The following is an 18542-nucleotide window of genomic DNA, read 5'->3' as shown; positions in this document are numbered from 1 at the left end:
GTGTCACAACCACTCGTGCAGGACCTCCGCGATACGCCGGAGCGCCGCATCGGTGGTCATCCGCCAGTGTGTGGTGGCCACCGGGTGGTTGTGCACGGTACCGGTCACCGCGGCAGTCCAGGTCGCGGCGCAGACGGAACCCGTCGGATCGTCGTGGGCCGCAGTGAAATAGACGACGTCGCCATCGAAGGACCGCGCACGATATGCCGCGTCGAGAGCCGCCGAGTCGATCGCCGCGGCCACGACCCGTTCGATCCGCGCGGCCCCGAAGGATGCGAACGGCTCGGGGAGCGTGCTCAATCGCTGTGCCAGCTCGGACAATTCCACCGTTTCGTCCAGGCCGAATTCCGCGGCTCGAGGGCCGAGTAGTCCACCGAGCAGTTCTGGCACCGTAACCTTGACCCCCGCGAGTTTGGATCCGGCGCCGATGTCGAGTAGTCGACTGTCCATCATGCCCAGCAGCGCCACCTGCGCGCCTTCGTCTTGGAGTTGGACGGCCATGGCATGCGCGAGCACACCGCCGAGTGACCAGCCGAGCAGGTGATAGGGCCCCTCCGGTTGCACCTCACGCACGTGTTTGACGTAGTGCCGCGCCCAATCCTCGATCGAATCCGGCAGGGCGTCCGCCGAACTCAGCGCGGGTGACTGCAGTCCGTAAATCGGCCGATCCGCATCGAGATGGGCGGCCAGCCCGGCGAACGACCACGCGATGCCCCCGATCGGATGGATGCAGAACAGCGGCTCGGCGGTGCCGGAAACCCGCAGCGGCAACAGCACATCGAATGCCGCGTCGGTACCGGCTCCCGCTGCGCCGCGCGCACGCAACTCCGCGACGATGCCAGCGGGGGTAGGGGCGGTGAACGCCCACATCACCGGAATCGTTTCGGCCATCGCCTCGCTCAACCGAGCTGTCAGCTTGGTCGCGATCAGTGAATTGCCGCCGAGTTCGAAGAAGTTGTCATCCAATCCGATGCGATCCAGACGCAGTACATCCGCGAAAATCTCGCAGACCATGGTCTCGAGCGCTGTCGTCGGTGCGCGGAAGGCGCGGGTCCCGAGTTCCGGTTCGGGCAGCGCCGCGCGATCGAGTTTGCCGACCTGGGTCAACGGGACGTCGTCGAGTACCACGATCGCCGCGGGAACCATATGCGACGGCAGGGTCCATGCGGCCCAGCGGATCAGCCGATCCGGATCGATCACCCGGTCCTCGGCGGTCACCACGTACGACACCAGAGCCGTTGCCCCAGCGGAATTCTCCCTGCCGATCGTGATGGCGAAATCCACTTCCGCGTGGGTGGCCAGTACGGCGTCGATCTCGCCGAGTTCGATGCGGAAGCCACGGATCTTGACCTGGAAATCGGTACGGCCCCGATAGTCGAGCTCGCCCTCGGTATTCCATGCCACCAGATCACCGGTGCGATACATCCGGGCACCCGGCTGGAACGGGTTGGCGACGAAACGATCCGCCGTCAGGTCAGCGCGACCGAAGTAGCCGCGCGCCAACTGTCCTCCGGCCAAGTACAACTCACCGGCGACGCCGACTGGAACCGGGCGCAAGCGCGAATCCAGCACGTACACCTGACTATTCCACGCGGGTCTGCCGATCGGCACGGCTAGCTCATCGAACCTGCCCACCTGATGGCTGGTGATCGATACCGCCGCCTCCGTCGGACCGTAGAGGTTGTAGAGCAGCGCATCCGGCGCCGCCGCAGCGAATCGGCGCGCCAGCGCGGCAGGCAGGGTCTCACCGATCGCCAGCACCTGGCGCAACGAGTCCGGCAGCCGCCCCGTCAGCAATGCGTCCAACATCGACGGCACCGTGTGCAGCGTGGTCACGCCTGCACGGGACATCAGCTCGTTCAGGTATGCCGGGTCGCGGTGGCCGTCCGGCGCGGCGATTACCAGTCGGCCGCCGCACGCCGCGGCCGACCAGAATTCCCACACCGACAAATCGAACGTCGCCGCCGTCTTCAGCAACACCGCGTCATCGGCGGTCAATCCGAATTGCGCCGTCTTCCAGAGCAACTGGTTGACAATTGCACCGTGCGTGACCGCGACCCCCTTCGGGCGACCCGTGGAACCCGATGTGAAGATCACATAGGCCGCGTGCCCGGCGCGCAACGGCGCGATCCGCTCTGGGTCGGTGATCGGGGCCGCGTCCACCGAGGACAGGTCCAGTCGATCCATCAGCACCACCGGCGCAGCGGAGGTTCCGAAATCCGCATCGGCATTCGTCAGCACACATACCGGTGCCGCCGTCTCCAGCATGTAGTCGGTACGCTGCGCGGGTTGGTCCGGATCGACCGGCACGTACACCCCACCGGCCTTGCTCACGGCATACATCGCGACGACCAGATCCACCGAACGCCGAATGGCCAACGCCACCCGCGACTCCGGGCCCACACCCGACGAAATCAAGTACCGCGCAACCTTGTTCACGCGTCCATCGAGCTCACCGTAGGTGATCCGAGTACCGTTGGCGGTGATCAGCGCCGTGGACTCCGGTGTGGCAGCGACAGTCTCGTCGAGCAGCGACGCCAAAGTGGCGGCCGTATTCACCTGGTGCGCCGTGTCGTTCCACGCTCTGAGGATCCGTGTGCTTTCTTCGGTCGCGAGCAGATCGATGGCACCGACCGGAACCTGTGGATCCGCGATCACGGCATCGAGGACCCGCACGAACCGGTCCACGAAACTCCGCACCGTCGACTCGTCGAACAGATCCGCGGCGTAGGTGAAGAAGCCGCCGATACCCGTCGGCACACCGTCCTCGTCATAGCTGTCGGCCATGATCACATGCAGATCGAACTGCGACAGCTGCCGATCCGGTGCCAACGCCGTGACGGTCAAGCCCGGCAACTCCATCCTGGCCGGGGCCAGATTCTGGAACGACAGCCCGACCTGGAACAGCGGATGACGCGCCGTCGAGCGCACCGGATTGAGCACTTCGACCAATTGCTCGAACGGCACATCGGCATGGGCGAAGGCTTGGACGTCGGTATCACGTTGCCGCGCAAGCAACTCCGTGAAACCCGCAGCCGCATCAACCTGGGTACGGAACACCAGGGTGTTGACGAACATGCCGATCAGATCGTCCAGCACCGCCTCGCCCCGGCCCGCTATCGGTGTACCGATCGCGATATCGTCGGCGCCGGACAAGCGAGCCAGCAACACCGCCAGCGCGGTATGCACAACCATGAACAGCGTCGCGCCCTCGGCTCGTGCCAGCCCCGCCAACGCCGCATGCGCACGCGCGTCGATGTGCAACTCCACTCGGCCGCCTGCGAACGACTGCACCGCAGGCCGGGGCCGGTCTGTCGGTAACTCCAGCTGATCCGGCAGGTTGGCGAGGGTTCGCCGCCAGTAGGCGATCTGCTCGGCCGCCATCGACCCCGGCTGGTCCGCACTGCCGAGCAGCGCACGGTGCCACAGCGTGTAATCCGCGTACTGCACGGCCAGCGGCGACCAATCCGGGGCCTGGCCCAGCGCACGAGCCGCGTATGCCGACGCCAGATCACGAGTGAGCGGGCCACCGGAGTAGCCGTCACCCGCGATGTGGTCGACGACCATGGCCAGCACGAATTCGGCGTCCGCGACCCGGAACAGCACGGCGCGGACGGGCACCTCGGCGGTCACGTCGAAGGTCGTTGTCGAAACCAGTTCCAGCACAGCTGATTCCACCTCGGCGGCATCGACGGTCCGGACTTCCAGCTGCGGTACTTCCGAGTGACCGGGAGGCAGGATGACCTGCACCGGATCCGCCGCATCCGCTGGCTGCGGATATATGGTTCGCAGGATCTCGTGGCGCACAACGACATCGGTGAAGGCCTGCCCCAGCGCGGCGACATCCAGATCGCCGGTCAGGCGGATCGCGACAGGAATGTTGTATGCGGTCGACTCGGTATCGAACCTGTTGAGAAACCACATCCGTTGCTGTGCGGGCGAGAGCGGAATTCGTTCCGGCCGTTGGCCCGCTACCGGGGCGCGGCGACTCCCGGTACCGGTGAGCTCAGCCACCTCTCGCGCACAACCCGCGACGGTGGGCGCGGCGAACAGCACACGCACCGGAACCCGTGCATCCAGGGTCATGCCGAGGCGAGCGGTCACCCGCGTGGCGAGCAGCGAATTGCCGCCCAGCTCGAAGAAATTGTCGTCTGCGCCGACCCGCTCGATGCCGAGTACCTCGGCGAAGATACCGGCCACGGCCTGTTCCGCCACCGTCGACGGTTCCCGGTAGGTGCGCGCCGCGAACTGCGGTTCGGGGAGGGCACTTCGGTCGAGTTTGCCGACCGCGGTCAATGGGATCTCGTCGAGCACCACGACCGACGCGGGAACCATATGCGACGGCAGGCTTCGCGCTGCCCACCGCGCCAGCTGATCCGGATCCAGCGATCTGCCCATTACATACGACACCAGAATCGTATCCCCGCTGGGGTTTTCGCGCCCGAGGGTCACCGCGTAGTCCACGTCGGGGTGCGCGGCGAGCACCGCGTCGATCTCCCCGAGTTCGATGCGGAAGCCACGGATCTTCACCTGGAAGTCCGTGCGGCCCAGGTACTCCAATTCCCAACCGGTAGCCGTGGCATTCGGTACCTCGACCCAGCGGACCAGATCGCCGGTCCGGTACATCCGGTCGCCAGGCCGACCCCACGGATTCGCGACGAAACGTTCCGAGGTCGAGCCGGACCGCCCGTGATAGCCGCGGGCGAGTGCCGGGCCCGCCAGATACAACTCACCGGTGACACCCGCGGGCACCGGGTGCAACCGCTCATCGAGCACCGCCGCCCACCCGCCGGGTATCGGACGGCCGATCGTCACCCGTTGTCCCGCAAGCAGAGTCGTATAGGTGGCGCCGATCGTCGCCTCGGTCGGACCGTATCCGTTGATGAAGCGGCGACCCGGCTGCCATCTGGCGAGGAGTTCGGGAGTGGTGGCCTCGCCTCCTGCGGACACCACCGCCAGGTCGTCCAGGTCGGCGGGATCAACAGTGCCGAGCAGCGCCGGGGTGATGATCGTATGCGTCACCCGTTCGCCACGCAGCAGGTCACGAAGTTCGGTGCCGCCGACGATATCCGGTGCGGCGATCACCAGGGTGGCACCGCTGTAGAACGCACTGGACCACTCCTCGACCGATTGGTCGAAACTCGGCGAACACACGTGCAGCATCCGATGTCGCGGCTCGAGTCCGAGCATGTCGACCGTGTGGCCGACGAGTCCACCGAGCCCGGCGTGGGTGACGGCGACCCCCTTGGGCAATCCCGTTGAACCCGACGTGTAGATCACATAGGCCGGATGCGACATCCGCAGCGGGGCACAACGGTCCGCGTCGGTCACCGCGGCCGCCGAGTGGGCGGCGCAGCGTGCGAGCACCGCGGGATCGTCGAACACCAGCCAGTCCACCGTGTCGGGTAGATCCGCGTGCTCAGCGACCGTAATGCCCACCACCGCACCGGAATCGGCCACCATGTGCCGCACCCGGTCCACCGGATAGCTCGGATCGACCGGCAGATAAGCGCCACCCGCCTTGGCGACCGCCCATACCGCGGCGATCATCTCGTACGAACGTCGCATTACCAGCGCCACCACCGTCTCCGGCGCGACACCTCGATCGATCAGTACGCGCGCCAGACGCGACGACAGTTCGTCGATTTCACCGTAGGTGTATGCCCGCCCCGCGTCGCGCACCGCGACCCGATCGCGCCCGAAACCGACTCCCCGGGTCAGCAGATCCGGCAGCATCCCGACGGTAGCCGGGGCGCCGCCGCCCATCCGGGTCAGCCACTCGTACTCGTCGCCGACCAACAGCGGCAGATCGCGCACCCGCGTCGCGGGCTCGTCCACGACCGCCGCCAGCACCCGAAGGAAGCGCCGGGCGAACATCTCCGCCGTACCGTCGTCGAAAAGATCACGCGCGAAAGACATCTCGCCGCGCATCCGGTCCGAATCGCCATTCGGGGGCGAGATCGCCAGTGCCAGATCCCCGACCGCATCCGGCGGATGCTGGAACGATAGAGCCACCTGGAACAGGGGATGGCGATCCGGCGACCACCGCGCTCCCAACAGATCGACCAATTCGTCGACCGGAATACCCGCGTGCGTGAACGCATGCAGTTCACGCTGGTGTACCTGCGGTAGGAGGTCGGCGAAGCGCGCGGCTCGATCCACGCGGGTGCGCAGCACCAACTCGGCACGGCGGTCGCCTGGCGTCGGGGTGCCGATCGCGATGTCGTCGGAGCCCGATAGTCGCGCGAGCACTACCGCCAATGCCGTGTGCACCACCGCGGTCCATGTCACGCCCGCCGTGCGCGCGAGCTGCCGGAGTCCCAGGTGCACCTCGTCGGGTACCGAGAACTCCACCCGCCCACGGACATCGGACCGCAGCGCCGTGCGTGGTCGGTCCGTCGGCAGCTCCAGCCGATCGGGCAGGCCCGCCAATGCGGTGCGCCAGTAGCGAGACCTGGTGATCGGGTCGTCCGATACGGTGTCGCACAGCAGCGCGATATCGGCCGCGGTACGGCCCGGTGTCGCGGGCAGATCACCGAGCACGCGGCGCAGCCGATCGGCCACGGCCTGTGCCGTCTCGTCGGCGACGACATCGCGCCGGTACTTCACCTGCACCAGCGTCCGGGTATCCAGGAAGACCACAACGGTGATCGGATAGTGCGTGAAGTCGGCCCCGCGCATCTGCTCGATCCGCAATCCGTCGATGGCGCCGCCCGCCTGCTGCAGCCCCTCGGCGTCGACCGGGTAGGACTCGAAGACCAGCATCGTGTCGAACAGTTCGTCATGCGGGACGCCAGCCGATGGAGCTTGCGAAGTCGGCGCGGCGGGTGAGTTCAGCCCGGCGACGCGTTGGATCGCGCCGAGTCCGAGGTGGTGATGGTCCAACAGCGACGCTTGCTCGCCCTGCAAACCCGCCAGCAGGGCCCGCACTGTCGTGTCTCGATCGAACCGGATCCGTACCGGGATGGCATCCACGAACAGTCCGATCATGTCGCCGATACCGTCGAGTTGCGGCGGTCTGCCCGAGACGGTCGCGCCGAAGACCACATCGTCGCGTCCGGTGCTACCGGCGATGACCAGACCCCACGCCGCCTGTATCACCGTATTGGCGGTGACCTCGGCCGTAGCCGCGTACGCCGTGAGCGCCGCGGTCTGTGCGGTCGACAGATCGAATTCACAGACGCCGAACCCGTCGCCGGTCGCCGCGGGCCACGCCAGTTCAGGGGCGAGCATGGTCGCGGTGGCGCCGGTCAACACGTCCGACCAGGCGCGTACCGCGGCCTCCCGGTCTTGCTGCGCGAGCCACCGCAGGTAGTCGCGGTAGGGCCGGATCGGTGCGAGCGGTGACGGGTCGCCGCCGGTCGCGTACAGGACAAGCAGCTCCTTCATCAACAGCGGCATCGACCAGCCGTCGAGCAGGATGTGGTGTCCGGTCAATACGAGATGGCTGTGTTCATGGTGCCCGGAGTCGTTGGTGTACACCGTGAATCGCAGCAGCGGCGCCACCGCCGGATCGAATCCGCGTCGCCGCTCGGCGACCAGCAGTTCCGGCAGCTCGGCCTCGGATACGCCGTCGACAACCTGCCACGGCATCTCGACCCCGTCCATGACCAGCTGCACCGACGTCCCGTCGGCCGTGGGTACGAAGGCCGATCGCAGGTTCGCGTGCCGGTCCAGAATGGTCTGCGCGGCTCGGCGCAATCGGACCATGTCCAGCTCGCCCGTCAGCGTCGCCGCCAGCTGGATTATGTAGGCGTCGACCGAACCGTCCAGTAGCTCGATGAGCACCCGCAGCGAATTCTGCAGCGGTGACAGTGGCAGCACATCCGACAGTCCGGGATGGTTCCGCCGCCACTGGTCCAGCTCGACCTGAGAGACCCGCACCAGCGGCACATCCGACGGAGTCAGACCACCGGCGGCCGGATCCTTCGTGTGGTCGGCAATCGCGGTGAGCGCGGCCAGCCAGTCTTCGGCCAGCTCCCGCACCGCCGCCTCGTCGATGATCGCGGCGGCGAAGGCGAACGACGCCACCATCCGCGGGCCATCCGCGGTATCGCTGACGATCGTGTTGATGTCGATCACCGCGGACAGCGGCAGGTCCGGATTCGGCTCTGCGGCAATGGTTCCCAGCTCTCCGGTCGGAAGCCAGTCCGAGCGGCCGTCGGGCACCGCACCCGCGGAGACACGGCCGAGGTAGTTGAAACCGATCTGCCCCAGATCACCGGCCAGCGCGTCGGCGGTGTCCGGATTCAGATGCCGAAGCAGGCCGAAACCGATGCCTCGACCCGGCACCGAAAGCAGTTGCTCCTTCACCGATTTCAGCACCGCGGCGGTCACCTCGCCACCGGCGAGGGCCGCTTCGGTGTCGATTCCGGACAGGTCGATGGCCACCGGACTGATGCTGGTGAACCAACCCACGGTGCGAGTCAGGTCAGCGCCGGGCACCGCGTCTTCCTCGCGACCGTGCCCCTCGAGCCGCAGCCGAGTGACCGGACTATCGATGCCGCGCCGCGCCCGCCAGGAACGCACCGCCATGGCGAGCGCGGCGAGCAGACTGTCGTTGGCGCCACCCTGGTACAGCGCGGGAACCTTGGTGAGCACAGCGTCGGCTACCTCGACCGGAACCCGGATATCGAACACACCCCGGGTTTGGAAAGTATCGGCGACCGGGTCCAGCGCACGCGTGCCGAACAGTGGATCAGGCGTGGCCAGCACCCGCTGCCAATAGCCGAGTTCCTCGGCACGCTCCGGTGTGGCGGCCGCTTCCACCAAGGCGTGCGCCCATCGCCGTAAGGAGGTGCCGACGGCGGGCAAAGCCACCGGCTGCCCGGCGCTGCGCTGTGCCCACGCGAGCACCAGATCCGGAATGAGAATGCGCCACGACACACCATCGATCGCGTAGTGATGGACCGCGACGGCGACAACATCGCGCGCATCGGGTCTGCGCAGCCACGTGCACGCGATCATCCGGCCCGCAGCGGGATCCAGCGTCGCCAACGCGGAATCCATGGCCGCGTTAGCGATTCGATTCAGCTCGGCCTCGTCGACCCCCGCGGGCACCTCGACCTCGGCGACCAGCGCGTCGGCCTCGATGGTGTTACGCGCCAACACCTCGAACCGCCACGAGCCGTCCGCCTGCCACACGCGCGAGCGCAGCACATCATGATGATCGAGCACCGCGCCGACAGTGGCCACCACACCCGCGCGATCGATCGCCTCCGGCAATCCGAGCACCATGCTCTGCGCGAATCGGCCGAACGAACCGTTGGCGAGGAACCAGGCAAGTACCGGAGTCAACGGAACCGCGCCGACACCGCCGCCGGGCAACTCCGCGAGAACCGCCGCCGACTCCGCACCGACCACGGCAACCCGAGCCAACCTCGCGACTGTCTTCTGCTCGAACACATCCCGCGCGGTGAACAGCATCCCCGCCGCCTTGGCCCGCGACACCAACTGGATCGACATGATGCTGTCACCGCCGACCGCGAAGAACGAATCGTCCACCCCGACCCGCTCCATACCCAGCACCTGAGCGAAGAGTTCGGCGAGCCGCGACTCCACCGCGCCGACCGGAGCCCGCGACACCGCCGTCGGGAACACCGGCTCCGGCAACGCTTTACGGTCCAGCTTTCCGTTCGAAGTCAACGGAACCCGGTCCACGACCACAATCGCCGCAGGCACCATATGCGACGGCAGGATCCCGGCCGCATACTCCCGCAGCCCGGCCGGATCCACCACCCGGCCCTGCGCCGCCTGCACATATGACACCAATGCCGTTGCACCACCGGGCATCTCGCGACCAAGCGTGACAACGAAATCGATATCGGCATGTCGGCCGAGCACGGCATCGATCTCGCCTAGCTCGATTCGGAAACCACGGACCTTCACCTGGAAGTCAGCGCGACCGACATAGTCGAGCTGCCAATCCGCCGACGCGACGGCGAGATTCCCCGCTCGCTGCTCCGGTGCCGCGTACCAGCGCACGAGGTCGCCCGTGCGATACATCCGCGAACCCGGCCCACCCCAGGGATTGGCGACAAACCGCTGCGCGGACAACCCGGCGCGGTTCCAGTAGCCACGAGCCAACGCGGTGCCCGCCAGATACAACTCACCCGTAACCCCGGGCGGTACCGGATTCAACCGCGAATCCAGCACGTACGCCGAACTACCCAGAACCGGCTTACCGATCGTGATGTGCTGCCCCGCAACCAGTTCCACATTCGACGACATCACGGTCGCCTCGGTCGGACCGTACGCGTTGAACAACCGGCGGCCCGGCTGCCACTTGGCCAACAGCTCCGGGGTCAGCACATCCCCACCCACGAACAGCACTTCCATCCGGTCGACACCGACCGGATCGACCGTGCCGAGCACCGCCGGGGTGATGATCGTGTGCGTCACCTCCTCGGTCCGCAGCAACTCGCCGAGTTCCGGTCCACCCATGACATCCGACGGCACGACCACCAACGTCGCCCCCACCGAGAACGCGCACATCCATTCCATCACCGACGGATCGAAACTCGGCGAACAGATATGCAGGTACCGGTGGTGCGGCTCGAGACAGTACTGGCCGACCGAGTGATCGACCAGATCGCTCAACCCGTCATGGGTTACGGCGACCCCCTTGGGCAGGCCCGTCGAGCCCGAGGTATAGATCACGTATGCCGGATGTTGTGTCCGTAACGGCGCGATCCGCTCGGCATCGGTGATCGTGTCGGCGGACTTGCTTGCGCACAACACCGCCGTCGCCGGTGCATCCAGCACCAGCCAATCCACCGCATCGGGTAGCCGATCGACCTGGTCGGACGCGGTAATGCCCAGGGCCGCACCGGAATCGGTCAACATGTGCCGCATCCGATGCGCGGGGTGAGCCGGGTCGACCGGCAGGTGCGCACCACCGGCCTTGGCGATCGCGACGGCGGCCAGCACCATCTCGTAGGAACGGGGCAGTGACACCGCGACCGGCAGTTCGGGACCGACACCTCGATCGATCAGGACTCGCGCCAATCGAGACGATTGGTCGTCGAGTTCGCCGTAACTGATCGATCGACCCTGGTATCGCACCGCAATCCGGTCCCGGCCCAACGCGACGCCACGAGTCAGCAGATCAGGCAGCAACCGGGGCGCCCGCCCGCCGACGTGGACCCGGGTCAGCAGGGCCAGTTCGTCGTCGCCGAGGAACGGCAGGTCACCGATCGGGTCCCCAGGGCGGTGCACCGCGGCGGCCAGCAGCCGGAGGAATCGCGCGGCGAAGATCTCCACGGTGCGCCGGTCGAACAGATCGGGCGCGAAGGACAGGTTCGCGACGATGCGGGCGCTATCTCGGTTCTCCCGAACGTGTAGGGACAGATCGAACGGGCCGCGTGCGATGGGAGTCCGATCACCCGCGGACAACATCACCTGTACCAGGGGGTGACGTGCGTGCGACCGAACCGGATCCAGCAGTGCCACCAACTCGTCGAAGGGCAGATCTGCTCGTGTGAATGCCTGTAGGGCAATGTCTTTCGCCTGCGCGAGCAGATCGTCGAAGGGCATTTCCCCCGGCACCCTGGTGCGCAGGACGACCGTGTTGACCGATCCGCCGGTTTCGGCGGGGGTGCCGATCGCGATGTCATCGGTCCCCGATAGTCGCGCAAGCAGTACCGCGAAGGTCGCGTGCAGGACGGTGAACACCGTGGTGTCGTGCGCGACTCGAGATAGCCGGTGGTACAGATCCGCACCGATCTCGAACTCGACGCACGAGTCCGCGAGGGAGGGGATCGCGGGACGTGGGCGATCCGCGGGCAGGTTCAGCTCATCGGGCAGGCCCTGGAGCGCGGTGCGCCAGTAGCGCGTCTGCGAGATCAGATCGCCGCGATCATCGAAGAACCGATTGATTTCCGCCGCCGTGCGCTCGGGCGTCGCAACGAATTCACCGATCAGCACCCGCAACCGATCGGCGATCGCCTGCGCGGCGGCGGTGGTGATCATGTCGCGCCGGTACTGCACCTGTACATGCAGCTGAGCCCCCAACTCGACCACGACAGCCACCGGATAATGCGTGAAGTTGCGACCTTGGAGATCGACGACTTCCAGTCCGTCGATCGTCGCGTGGGCCTGGCGCAAACCATCGGTGTCGACCGGATACGACTCGAAGGCCACGAGAGAATCGAACAACTCACCCGCACCAGCTGCGCGCTGAATATCGGCCAGCCCGATGTGATGAGAGTCGAGCAACGAAACCTGTTCGGACTGCAGCCGAATCAGCAGTTGCCGCACCGGCGCATCGGAGTCGAACCGAACCCGAACCGGGACGGTATTGGCGAACAGGCCGACCATTTCGTCGACCCCGTCGACCTGCGGCGGCCGCCCGGAAACCACCGCGCCGAACACGACATCATCGCCTCCGGCACACGCCGCGAGCACCAGACCCCACGCCGCCTGGACCACCGTATTGACGGTGACCTCGGTTGCGGCGGCGAACCTCAGCAGCTCGGCTGTCTCGACAGGGGACAGGTCGGCGGCGCAAACTCCGTGGCCGTCGGCGGACGTCGTCGGCGGCGGCAGGGACGCGGCCAACCGAGTCGGCGTCGGATCTGCCAGCGCCGCGCGCCACGTCCGCAGGGTGGTGTCCCGGTCGTAGCGCGCCAACCAGGCGAGATAGTCCCGATACGGCCGGACTCGCGGCAGCGGCGTCGAATCACCGTCGGCCGCATAGGAAACCAGTAGTTCCTTCATCAGCAACGGCATCGACCAGCCATCCAAAAGGATGTGATGTGCGGTCAACACCAGATGTACGCGTCCGGAGTTCGTGCGATACACCGTGAATCGCAGCAGCGGCGCCACCGTCGGATCGAACCCGAGGCGTGCCTCGGCCGCCAGGAGCGACGCCGGATCGGTGTCCGAGGTGTCGACGATCCGCCACGGGACCTCGAGACCCTCCGCGACGATCTGGACCGGGGCGCCCTCGACCGAAGTTCTGAACGCGGCCCGCAGGATCGCATGCCGATCCAACATCGCTTGCGCCGCCCGTCGAAGGCGATCCAGATCGATCACGCCGGACAACTCCACCGCCAACTGCAGCAGATAGGGATCCGCCGCATCGTCGGAAAGCTGTGTCAGGAAAAGCAATCCGAGCTGCAGGGGCGACAGCGGCAGGACATCGACCAGACCGGGGTGCTCCCGCTGCCAGATATCGAGTTCACCCTGGGTGGTCCGCACCAGCGGGACATCCGCCGGAGTCAGGCCACCGGCCGCCGGATCGTGTACATGTCCGGCAAGCATGGTCAGTGCGGCCACCCAGTACTCGGCCAGCTCCCGCACGGAGGCCTCGTCGAGGATCTCGGACGCGTACGCGAACGACGCACTCATCTGCGCGCCCACGTCGGTGTCGGTGACGATCGCGTTGATATCCACCACGGCGGCCGCGGGCATCGCCCGATCCTGCTCGGCTTCCGGGGCGCCCCAGTCGGCGGTCGGCAGCCAACTGTGATCCGTCAGCCCCTCCGGCACGTCGCCTGCGGAAATCCGACCGAGATAGTTGAAACCGATCTGGCCGAGCGCACCGTCGAGCTCGCCTGCGGTATCGGTGTTCAGCTGACGCAGCACGCCGAAACCGATGCCCTTGTCCGGCACCGCGAGCAGCTGCTCCTTCACCGTCTTGAGCATCGCCGCGGTCGCGTCGGCGGTGTTCCATGCGGCATCGGCGTCGATGCCGGACAGATCGAGCGCCACCGGATACATGCTGGTGAACCAGCCGACAGTGCGGTTCAGGTCGGCACCGGCGACGGCGGTTTCCTCACGACCGTGTCCCTCGAGCCGGATTCGCGTGGCCGCGGCATCGACCCCTCTTTTCGCCCGCCACGAGCGCACCGCGAGCGCCAATGCCGCGAGCAGACCGTCGTTGACTCCGCTCCGATACAGCCTCGGCAACTCGGTCAACACCGCATGGGTGAACTCGGAAGGCACCGTGACGGTGAAATGCCGCACCGTGGCCGCTGTATCGACGACCGGGTCGAGTGCCCGCGCGCCCAACAGGGGATCAGCGACGGTCAGAACCTGCCGCCAGTACGGCAATTCGCTGGTGCGGTCCGCGGCGGTCGCCGCCTCGACCAGACCGTGCGCCCACCGCCGGAACGACGTGCCGACACCAGGCAGGTCGATCCGGCGCCCCCCGTCGCGTTGCGCCCACGCGGTCACCAAGTCCGAGATCAGAATTCGCCACGACACGCCGTCGATCACATAGTGATGCGCGGCGATGATCAGCGCGTCCCGGCCGTCCGGTCGAGACAGCCAGGTGCAGGCGATCATCCGGGCCGACGCCGGGTCGAGCGTGTCGAGGGCGGAATCCATTGCCGCACTGGCGGTTCCGCACAACTCATCGATGTCCAGTCCGGCGGGCACGTCGATACGAGTGAGCAGCGCGTCCGGGTCCACCGCACCCGGCGGCAGAGTGTGCAGCTGCCATTGCCCGTCGGCAGACCACAGCCGTGCGCGCAGCATGTCGTGGTGGTCCAGCACCGCGGCAAGCGCATCGACCAAACCCGCCCGGTCGATGTGCTCGGGTAGGGCAAGCACCATGTGCTGGGTGAACCGGCCGAACGACCGCCCCCCGACGAGGTGGGCGGCCAGCACCGGTGTCAGCGGAATCTCCCCGATACCGCCGCCGGGCAACTCCGCGAGCCTCGGTGTGGGTTCGGCACCGACAACCGCGATCCGCGCCAACCCCGCCACGGTGCGCTGCTCGAACACATCTTGGGGGGTGAAAACTATCCCTGCCGCGCGGGCCCGGGAGACCAACTGGATCGATAGGATGCTGTCTCCACCGGCAGCGAAGAACGAATCCTCCGCCCCGACCCGCACGCCGAGCACTTGGGCATACAACTCGGCGAGCCGAGATTCGACGGCGCCCACCGGGGCCCGCGACACCGCCGCCTCGAACACCGGCTCGGGCAAGGCCTGCCGATCGAGCTTTCCGTTGGCGGACAAGGGGATCGCATCGAGCGCGACGATCGCGGACGGCACCATATGGCCGGGCAATGCGGTTCCGGCGAAGCGCAGGAGTTCTCCGGCATCGAGGGAAATGCCGTTGCGCGCCAGCACATAGGAGACCAGAACCGTCGCACCGGAGGGCGCGAGCTTGCCGAGCGTCGCGGCGTATTCGATATCTGGGTGACCGGTCAGTGCGGCGTCGATCTCACCTGGCTCGATACGGAGGCCGCGGATCTTGACCTGGAAATCCGAGCGTCCCAGATATTCGACCGCGCCATCGGCCACGCGGCGCCGCACCAGATCGCCGGTGCGATACATCCGCGCGCCGGGGTTGCCACCTTCCCCGCCGAACGGATTCGCCACGAATCGTTCCGCAGTGAGCGCCGCCCGTCCCAGGTAGCCCTGCGCGAGCGCGGGACCGGAAAGGTAGAGTTCGCCGATCACTTCGGCGGGTACCGGCCGCAACCGCGAATCGAGCACCACCGCACCGACACCCGGCAGGGCGGTACCGATGGTGATCGGCTGACCGGGCACCAACTCCGCGCTACCGGTGGCGAGAATGGTGGCCTCGGTGGGCCCGTAAGCGTTGTAGAAAGACCGTCCGGCGACCGCCCACCGCTCGACCAGCCGTGGGCCGAACGCATCACCCGCGACGACCACGACCCGCAGCGTGTCGAGTCCGGCCGGATCGACCGATTCCAGCGCCGCGGGCGTGATCAGCATGTGCGTGACACGCTCACGACATAGCAGGTCGGCCAACTCGGCGCCGCCGAACACCGTCGGCGGGGCTACCACGAGCGTCGCGCCGGAACTGAAGGCCAGCAGCAGCTCGAGGACCGATACGTCGAAGTTCGGCGAACAGACGTGCAGCACCCGCGAATCGCCATCGATCGCGTAGCGCTCCCGCTGAGCGTTCACCAGCATCGCAATACCTGCGTGAGTCACCACAACGCCCTTCGGGCGACCGGTGGAGCCGGAGGTGTAGATGACATAGGCCGGATGCTGTTCGGTCGGCGTGCCGACCCGGTCGACATAGGAGATCGGATGTGCGGGTCGTGCCGCGATCCGCTCCCGGTGCAGCGGATCATCGATGTCGAGCCAGTAGATCTCGGTGCCGAACCGCGACCGATGCGTCGAATCGGTGAGCCCCAGCACGGCCCGAGAGTCGGCGACGATGTATTCGCTGCGCTCCGGCGGAAGGGTGGGGTCCACCGGCACATATGCCGCACCGGTCTTGGCGATGGCCCATACGGCCAGTACGGATTCGATCGAGCGAGTGAAGCCGACGGCAACGACGTCACCGGGGCCCACGCCCCGCTCGATCAGTTCCCGTGCCAATCGCGATGACGACTCGTCGAGCTCCGTGTAGGTGAGTTCGCGCTGATCAGCGGATTCGCCGGTCGGGTTGTAGCGGATCGCGATCGAGTCGGCCGCGGATTCGACTACGGCCCCCAATAACTGCGTGAAGAGCGGACTACTCGATCTGCGGCGAATTCGACCCCGAACAGTGCGACGAACCCTATCCATTCGAGTACTACAGTCCTCTCGCGTCGAGCCCACAGGTCTTGCCGAAACCCACGAACCCGGCCGGATCCCGGCACACCGTTGGCGGACCAGTGTCGAACAAAGCGAGAAGGTATCGATTTTGGAGTATTTGTGCCCTATCAAATCACAGGCACTGGGGTCGCGACGCCACACGGGTCACATCCGGTGGAGGGCGCTCACCGTTTGCTCAGAGCGCTGCGAGAGCCAGTGCGGCGACCCACAGCTCTCGATCGATCGGATCGTCCGGCACACCGTGATCGGCCGACCGGAATGTTTCCACGACATCGGCGCCGGGGCGCTCCCGCGCTGCCGACCAGAGATTCCCCCGTGCGTCGGCGGTCCGCATCAGGGTCGCTTCCGCGTGGAATCCGAACCCCCACAGCGTCTTACGGGGCGCCCGTGAGAAGACCAGCGTCGCCAGATCCTGGAACGGCGGATCAGCCGATGTCGGTAGCGTGAGAACACCGATCTGATCCGGACCCGCCAGGGTGAGGCCGAAAAACAGGGGTGTCGAGTCCGACTGCTCGTTGGCTCCGAGCAAGGTAGCGGTCACGGTGCGGATCAACTCGTCGGATGGGTAGAGAATCGTTCGCGACACAGCTGCCGTCCGCCTTCCCTGGATGGACCGCGCTTCCCCGCGCGGTAGTCGGCCATGATTGTGGGCTGGACCACAGTAGCGTCGAAGGCGACCGTGTGCTCGGCGCACAGTGAAATTCCGATGCCGAACTCGATCTGCCTGTGGTGCCGCAAGATGGAGGTCGGACGCCCGGCGCGCGGTGAGTTGCCGTGACTTAGCCAGCGATACCGATAACAATGCCGCGCATGACGGTGGCGGCGAGCGGCGGATTGATAAATCGGCGGATTGATCAGGCGCCCGATGCGACACCGCGCGGGAGATTTCGGCCCGACATCGAGGGGTTACGAGCAGTCGCCGTACTCGCCGTTGTGCTTTTTCATGCGAACACGCCCGGGCTCGGGGGCGGATTCATCGGTGTCGACGTCTTTTTCGTCATTTCCGGATTCCTCGTCACCGGAATCCTTTGGCGGGAAGCGGCTTCCGCCGATACCATCGGGTTGCTCCGATTTTACGGCGCGCGGGCCCGCCGCCTGCTGCCCGCTGCCGGTGTCGTGGTGGTTGCCACGGCGATCGGCGCGGCGATACTGCTGCCGCCGCTGCAGGCTCGCCAGGTCCTGGGCGATGGGATCGCCAGCGCCCTGTACACGGGGAACTATCGGCTCGCGCTGCACGGCACCGACTACCTTGCCGCCGACACGCTTCCGTCGCCGTTTCAGCACTTCTGGTCGCTCGGTGTGGAGGAGCAGTTCTATCTGTTGTGGCCCGCACTGATCGCCGGTACGGCGTGGTTCGCGCGGCGGCGCGGAATCGGATCGGGCGCTGTGCTCCCGTACCTGGTCGTACTTGCGATCGTCGCCACGCTCTCCTTCGCGATCTCGCTGACCTGGACCCACACGCTGCCGCCGTGGGCGTTCTTCTCGCTGCCGACGCGGGCCTGGGAGCTGGGCGCAGGCGGCATGATCGCGCTGACGGCCGGTGCGTGGTCCCGGTTGCCGAAATCGGTCGCCGCCCCAGCCGGATGGATCGGTCTGACCCTGATCGCTGGTGCGTGTACCCAGCTGAACGCGAAGACGCCGTATCCGGGCACCGCGGCCCTGCTGCCCGTTCTCGGTACCGCCCTGGTGATCGTATCGGGCTGTGCGGAAACACGATTCGGGGTCGGCCGCGGACTGGCGGTGCCGGTAATGCGGGCGATCGGCCGCGTGTCGTACTCCTGGTATCTGTGGCACTGGCCGGTTCTGCTGCTGGCGCCGTACGTGCTCGGCCACCAACTCGGACGGGGTGGCTCGATGGGCACGGTCATGATGGCAGGCGGACTCGCCATGCTCACGTTGTGGCTGGTCGAGAATCCGGTTCGCTTCGCCGCCCCGTTGCGCGGGTCGGCGGCACGCAGCCTCGCCTGTGGCGGCGCGATCACCGCGGTCGCGGGCGTTGTCGCACTGATGCTGCT

At 66.9% G+C, this 18542-nt stretch carries 3 protein-coding genes; 1 reads left to right on the top strand and 2 read right to left on the bottom strand.

Annotation, left to right across the window (positions count from 1 at the left end; all coding sequences use genetic code 11):
• Positions 1-3 precede the first annotated feature (3 nt).
• A complete protein-coding gene (locus tag NP3_RS31535) occupies positions 4-16425 on the bottom strand; it encodes a non-ribosomal peptide synthetase (RefSeq protein ID WP_063045312.1) in 16422 nt (5473 codons plus the stop codon).
• 277 nt (positions 16426-16702) lie between these two features.
• Positions 16703-17113 carry a hypothetical protein gene (locus NP3_RS31530; protein WP_063045310.1) on the bottom strand — a complete coding sequence of 137 codons (411 nt, stop codon included), beginning with the start codon at positions 17111-17113 and terminating at the stop codon, positions 16703-16705.
• A 224-nt stretch (positions 17114-17337) separates the two neighbouring features.
• Here NP3_RS31530 and NP3_RS31525 point away from each other — a divergent pair.
• The coding region (locus tag NP3_RS31525; RefSeq protein ID WP_157124686.1) for an acyltransferase family protein at positions 17338-18542 on the top strand (1205 nt) is incomplete at its 3' end.

The organism is Nocardia pseudovaccinii NBRC 100343, assembly GCF_001613225.1.
Taxonomy (GTDB): domain Bacteria; phylum Actinomycetota; class Actinomycetes; order Mycobacteriales; family Mycobacteriaceae; genus Nocardia; species Nocardia pseudovaccinii.
This window is presented reverse-complemented; position numbering and strand designations above follow the sequence as displayed.